Below are 6288 nucleotides of genomic sequence, written 5' to 3' on the forward strand. Positions count from 1 at the left end.
GCACTGCACTTTTCGCGAATATCGGCCAAAAACAGTGCCAACTATGAGAATTCGCTCAGGTCAGGTTGTCCACAACCCGTTCCAAGTGTCGAATATGAGTCCGAGCCGATCGAGCTCTTTACGTCGGAACCGAAGGAATACTGTTTCCACATCGCACATTGAGCCGAGTCGCAGGCGCTCACCCGCCGCCCAGGTACGCGGTTCGGACGTTCTCGTCGGCAAGGAGCTGCGCGGACGGCCCCGCCAGCGTGATGCGGCCCGTCTCCATCACGTATCCGCGCTGCGCGAGATGAAGCGCGGCCTGCGCGTTTTGCTCGACCAGCAGGATTGTCACGCCCGACGCCGCGAGCTCGGCGATGACGCGGAAGATCTGCGCGACGATGAGCGGCGCGAGGCCGAGCGAGGGTTCGTCGAGCAGCAGCAGGCGCGGTTTGGCCATGAGGCCGCGCCCCACGGCCAGCATCTGCTGTTCGCCGCCCGAGAGCGTGCCCGCGGTCTGGCGGCGGCGCTCGGCCAGCACGGGGAAGAGGGCGAAGACGCGGTCGAGATCGGCGCGGATGCCCGCCGTGTCGCGCCGCGTGTAGGCGCCCAGGTCGAGGTTTTCGGCCACGGTCATCTTGGGAAACACGCGCCGCCCCTCGGGCACCTGCACGAGACCCATGGCGACGATTTCGTGCTCGGGGGCGCGCGTGATGTCGCGGTCCTCGAAGACGATGCGCCCCGCGCCCGCGCGGATCAGGCCCGACACGCACTTGAGCGTCGTCGATTTGCCCGCGCCGTTGCAGCCGATCATCGTGACGACCTCGCCGGCGTCCACATGCAGGGTCACGTCGTTGAGCACGCCCACGGTTCCGTACCCCGCGCGCACGCCTTCGAGACGCAGCATCGCGTCCTCGTGGTGCGACATCATGACGCCTCCGCGGGCGCGGCGACGGCCGGGCCTTCGCCGAGGTACGCCTCGATCACGCGCGGATCGCGCCGCATCTCGTCGGGCGTGCCCTCGGCAATCTTTTCGCCGTACTGCAACACGGTGACACGGTCGCTGATGCCCATCACGAGACGCATGTCGTGCTCGATCAGGAGCACCGTGACGCCGCGATCGCGGATGCGCCGAATGAGCTGCATGAGTTCGGTTTTTTCGGAGGGATTCATGCCGGCGGCCGGCTCATCGAGCAGAATCAGCTTGGGCCCGGTGGCGAGGGCGCGCGCGATTTCGAGCCGTCGCTGCTCGCCGTATGCGAGGTTCGACGCGAGTTCGTCCGCGCGTTCCTCGAGCCCCGTGAAACGCAGTTCCTCCATCGCGCGCGCGGCGGTGACGACCTCGGCGGCGCGCTCGCGCAGGCTGAACGCGCCGATCCGCACGAGAAGCAGCAGCCACGCGGCATAGCCGAGCAGGAACATCGCGAGCAGCGCGCCGCCGATCGCGTCGTGCGCCCCGGGGTATGCGGCGATACGCGCCGAGCAGCACCAGCAGCGCCAGCGGCACGGCGGCGAGCATCGCGCCGGACGGCGAGCGCGTCATCGGTCCGCGTGTGCCGGCCTTTCCGACGGCCTCGGGCACCGCGACCATGACGTTTTCGAGGACGGTCATGCCTTTGAACAGCCGAATGTTCTGGAACGTGCGCGCGATGTGCCGTCGCGCGATCCAGCTCGTCGCGCGGCGCGTCTGGCGGAACACGGTTGCGGCGCCAAGGATGCCGATGACGGTTCCGATCGCGAAGATCATCGTGCGGGTCAGGCGGACGCCGTTCGATTCGCGCAGCTCGGCTTCGATCTTTTGCGCGCGCTCGATGGCTGTGGAGATGTCGGTCCCGAGCACGACGCGGGCATACCGTTCGGGCGCGAAGATCACGAAATTCGTTCCGTCCGATTCGATGCGCCGGTCGAGGAAATCGCGCCCGCGAAATTCCTCGATCACGTTGCGTTCGCGAATGCCTTCTTCGAGGGTTTCGAGCGGCCCGACCAGAGGGTATCCGTCGTGCGAAATGACGAAGACGCGCTTCGGGCCGCGCTCCTCGACGCCGAATTTCGCCGCGATATGCGCGAAGGCGTCGCGGGCGGCGTCGGAGACGGAGAATCCCCCTTTGGGATCGCGGAAGTTCTGCTTGACGGCGACGGTCCACATGCGGTCCACGTCGGACGTGAACACGAGCAGGAACGTGCCGCAGGCGAGCCCGATCGCAATCCACGCGAGGGCGAGCCGCCGGGTGAACGCGCGGGCGAGGCGCGCGTTGTCGAAGTGGATCTGGCCCTCTGCGGGATCGACCATGCCCGTGAGCGCGTTGAAGACGGTGGTTTTTCCCGCGCCGTTGGGCCCAATCACCGCGGCGATGCTGCCGGTCTCGACCCGCAGATCCAGGCGCCGCACGGCGAAGAGCCCGCCGAAACGCACCGTGAGCGAACGGATGTCGAGGATCGCCGCGCTCACGCGCCGCTTCCTCCGGGGTCCGGCCCGACGTGCATCTCTTCGCGCACGCGGCGCGACGGCCACAGACCCTCGGGCCGGAAACGCATGACCAGCACGAGGGCGAGGCCGAAGATGATCCAGCGCCAGTTGGTGAACGTGAGGAACACATTCGGCGATCCGCCGTCACCGCCACGCTGCAGCAGCCGCGTGAGGTAGGGCGACACGACGTTGTCGAACCCCAGCAGCACGAACGCGCCGATCACCACCCCGCGCAGGCTGCCGAGCCCGCCGATGATGAGGCAGCACAGCACCATCACCGAGTAGTTGAAGTCGTAGGTGCCCGGTTCGGCGGTGGTGGTGAGCGTCGAGGCATAGAGCGCGCCCGCGAGCCCCGCGACCGCCGCACCCGCCGCGAACGCGAAGAGCTTGATGCGCGTGGGATCGAGCCCGATGGACGACGCGGCGAGGGCGTCCTCGCGCAGCGCCACGAGGGCGCGCCCCATCCGCGATTTTTCGAGCCGCGTGAAAATGATGAACAGCCCCACGAGCAGCGCGAGGGCGACGTAGTACATCACCAGATCCTCGCTTCCGCCGCCGGGCGTCGGCGCGATCCGCGCGGGCAGCCACGGACGCGGGACGGGATTCAGCCCGCGCGGGCCGTCGGTGATGCTCTCCAGGTTCAGAATCACAACGCGAACCACTTCGCCGAATCCGAGTGTGACAATGGCGAGATAGTCGCCGCGAAGCCGCACCGTGGGCGCGCCAAGGGCGAGTCCGGCAAATCCCGCGACCAGCGGCGCGCCGACGAGCGCGCCCCAGAATCCGAGCTGGAACGGATATTTTTCGACGGTGAGCACGCCGGTCGAAAACGCGCCGATGGCGAAAAACGCGGCGATGCCCAGTTGAAGCAGTCCCGCGTAACCCACCTGCACGTTCAGCGCGAGTCCGAGGATCGCAAAGATGTAGATGTTGATGAGCTGGCGCGCGATGCGCGGCGATTCGCCGACGAGCGCCTCGAGCACCCAGTCGATGACGGGCACGAAGGGATAGATCACCAGAATCGCGAGGGCGACGGTTTCGAAGCGAAGCCGCGGACGCGCCATCGTCAGGACCCCAAGATCGGGGCGACCTCAGACTTTTTCGCGGGCCGTCCCGCCGAGCAGACCCGAGGGCCGAAACACCAAAAGCACGATCAGCAAACCGAACACGACCGCCTGCTGCCACTGAGCGCCGATCCACTGGTCGGAGAACGAACGCACGAGCCCGATGATGAGCCCGCCCAGCACGGCGCCGGGGATGTTCCCGATGCCGCTGACCACCGCCGCCGTGAACGCATACAGGCCGTTTTGATAACCGATCTGATAATGAACCGTATTGATATAAAGGCCGTAGATCACCGCCGCGAAACCGGCAAGCAGCCCGCCCAGAAAAAACGTGGCGCGGATGACGCCGTCGACGTGGACGCCCATCAGACGCGCGGCGGCCGGGTCCTGCGCCACGGCGCGCATGCCCTTGCCGAGCCGCGAGTACTTCACGAACGCGTAGAGCGCGGCCATGAGCACCAGTGAACTGCCGATGACGAGCAGGTCCCTGGCCGTGATGCGCAGCACCGCGTCGGGCCCCAGGAGATTGGCGCTGGAAACGAGGTTGGGGAACGCCTTGGGCGCCGCGGCCGCCTTTCCGTCGCCCATCACCTCGAGCGGCAGGCCGCCCCAGAACAGGCCGAGATTCTGAAACACGAACGACATGCCGATCGCCGAGACCAGCGGCGCGAGTTTGGGCGCGTGGCGAAGCGGTCGATAGACGAATCGATCGACCGTGGCGTTGAGCGCTCCCGCGAACAGGCCCGAGGCGACGACCACCAGCGCGAGCCCGCCCACGAGCCAAACGGGTCCGGCATCGCCGAGCCCGAGGAAACCGATCAGCGTGAGCGCGAAGAACGACGCGAGCATGAACAGATCGCCGTGCGCGAAGTTGATGAACTCGAGCACGCCGTACACCATTGTGTAACCCAGCGCGATGAGGGCGAAGATCATGCCGTTCGTCAGGCCGATGATCGCCTGTTGGCCGATCCCAGCCCACGGCCCGCCGCCCGCAGCGCCCACCGTGCCCGCGGCGGCGGATTTTTCGTCTTTTTTCTCGCCCAGCAGCGTGACGAATTCGAACTTGCCCGCGCGCACCGTGTTGCCGCTCATGCGCGACATCGTCGTGTCGCCGTTCGCGTCGAACGACCAGGTGCCGAGCGCCCCGTCCACCTGCTGCGTCTGCGTGACCGCCAAACGCACCGCCTCGCGATCCTTCACGCCCGCCTTGGCGATGGCGTCGAGCGCGACCTGCGCGGCCACATAGCCGTATACGGCGTAGGCCTGCGGCTCGTTGCCGTATTTGGCGACGTAGCTTTTGAAAAACTCCGCCCCCTTGCCCGTCAGCTTGTCGGCCGGCACGCCGCCGAAGGTGATGAAGGCGCGGTTTTCCACGATTTCCGGTCCTGCGGCCTGGATGAACGCGTTCTCGAAGCAGCCGTCGGGCACCATGAATTTTGCCTCGAGCCCCACGGCGATCATGTCCTTGGCCAGTTGCCCGGCGTTGGTCTGCGTGGTGCCGCCGAAGTAGACGAAGTCGGGGCCGAGCTGCTTGATCTTCGTCATCAGGCTCCGGTACTCCTGCGCCTTCGGGTCCAGGCCCTCGCGGCCGAGCATCGTGAGTCCGATCTCCTCCGCCGTGCGGTGAAAGACGTCGGCCACGCCTTTGCCGTAGAGGCTCCGGTCGTCGAGCACGTACACCTTTTTGCCGCCCATCTGCCGCACCCACTCGGCGCCGACCTTGCCCTGCAGATCGTCCGCAGGCACCACGCGGAAGTAGCTGACCTTGCCCGACGGGCGATACACATCGGGCTCGTTCGGCTCGCCGAGGCCCGGTTTGGTCAGGCCCGGATACGTGTTGCCCGGCGAGATCATCGTCAGGTTCGCGCGGTTCACGATCGGCATGGCGATCTTGGCCGCGCCCGAGTTGTAGGTGCCGATGTAGAAGAGAATATCGGGGTCCTTCGAAGCGCGGTCCGCGTTGGCGGCCTCGACCTCGGGATCCCAGTCGCCCTTCTTCGCCGAGGCGTCGTCCCAGTCCTCGTACTCGATCTTGAAGTTGCCGACCTTGCCGCCGACCTCGTCGATCGCCATGCGGATGCCGTTGACGATGGTGGTGGTCTGCGCGTTGGCGCTGCCCGTGCGCGGCAGGCTGCTGATGATCTTGATGACGTCGGGATTTCCGCCCACCATCGCGGGCGGCGCTGGGGAGCCGGTTTTGGATTCGGCGGTCGGGGAGGGCGAGGGCTGCGTCTGGCATGCGATCGCGACGCACGCGACGAGCAGGATGATGCCCATCGGCACGCGTCGTAAAACCGGGCGTCGGTTCATCGGGACCTCTGGGGTGAGGGATAATCCCGTACCATTATCGGTCCCTCTTAGGCGCGTCAATGCACCCCCGTTTTCCGGGATCGCCGAGCGCCGACTTTGTTTGGGGACATGCGGCGCGCCTCGCGATGTGTGCCCCCAAACGCGGAGTCGCGGACAGGTTTTCAGTCGTCCCTGAAATATCCCGTTTACGCGGCGACTGCCGCGAACCATCGCGATCGCGTGACGTGAATGCCGATTTTCAGTCCGCGAATCAGCGAAAACAGGCGCTCGGGAACAAGGACAAAAACGCGGACCCTGATGGCCCGGAGCAGTTTGCTCAGGTTGAAGCCGCAGGCCGCGAGCGTCGCGTTGATCGCGTCGCCGTCCGACCCCTTGAGGTGGCAGCGGATCATCCGGTGATCGTGTTTCGTATGCCCGATGACCGGCTCGATCGCGGCCCGGCGTCGCCTGCGTCGCCGTTCCGCCCGC

The 6288-nt window shown here is 66.6% G+C and carries 3 protein-coding genes and 4 pseudogenes; all 7 read right to left on the minus strand.

Going from position 1 to position 6288, the window contains the following annotated elements:
- Positions 1 to 178: 178 nt before the first annotated feature.
- The gene (locus tag IT350_21385) at positions 179 to 886 is read right to left on the minus strand and encodes an ABC transporter ATP-binding protein (protein MCC6160615.1); all 708 of its coding nucleotides are present in this window, start codon (positions 884 to 886) and stop codon (positions 179 to 181) included.
- A 20-nt stretch (positions 887 to 906) separates the two neighbouring features.
- Positions 907 to 1401, minus strand: a complete 495-nt coding sequence (locus tag IT350_21390) for an ABC transporter ATP-binding protein (GenBank protein MCC6160616.1) — start codon at positions 1399 to 1401, stop codon at positions 907 to 909.
- 163 nt (positions 1402 to 1564) lie between these two features.
- Positions 1565 to 1645, minus strand: a pseudogene (gene livG / locus IT350_21395) (high-affinity branched-chain amino acid ABC transporter ATP-binding protein LivG).
- A 621-nt stretch (positions 1646 to 2266) separates the two neighbouring features.
- Positions 2267 to 2428 (minus strand): annotated as a pseudogene (locus IT350_21400) (ATP-binding cassette domain-containing protein).
- Entirely contained in the window at positions 2425 to 3510 is a 1086-nt protein-coding gene (locus IT350_21405) for a branched-chain amino acid ABC transporter permease (protein ID MCC6160617.1), read from the minus strand. Before IT350_21405 ends, IT350_21400 begins: the two are co-directional and overlap by 4 nt.
- A 1035-nt stretch (positions 3511 to 4545) precedes the next feature.
- Positions 4546 to 5787 (minus strand): annotated as a pseudogene (locus tag IT350_21410) (branched-chain amino acid ABC transporter substrate-binding protein).
- Positions 5788 to 6119: 332 nt separating this feature from the next.
- A pseudogene (locus tag IT350_21415) lies at positions 6120 to 6288 on the minus strand (transposase).

The sequence above is a fragment of the Deltaproteobacteria bacterium genome (assembly GCA_020845895.1).
Lineage (GTDB): Bacteria > Lernaellota > Lernaellaia > JACKCT01 > JACKCT01 > JADLEX01.

Excerpts from the sequence above, each read along its gene's own strand:
- IT350_21385 (MCC6160615.1), bottom strand. The coding sequence starts at position 886 with ATGCTGCGTCTCGAAGGCGTGCGCGCGGGGTACGGAACCGTGGGCGTG.
- IT350_21405 (MCC6160617.1), bottom strand. The coding sequence starts at position 3,510 with ATGGCGCGTCCGCGGCTTCGCTTCGAAACCGTCGCCCTCGCGATTCTG.
- IT350_21390 (MCC6160616.1), bottom strand. The coding sequence starts at position 1,401 with ATGTTCCTGCTCGGCTATGCCGCGTGGCTGCTGCTTCTCGTGCGGATC.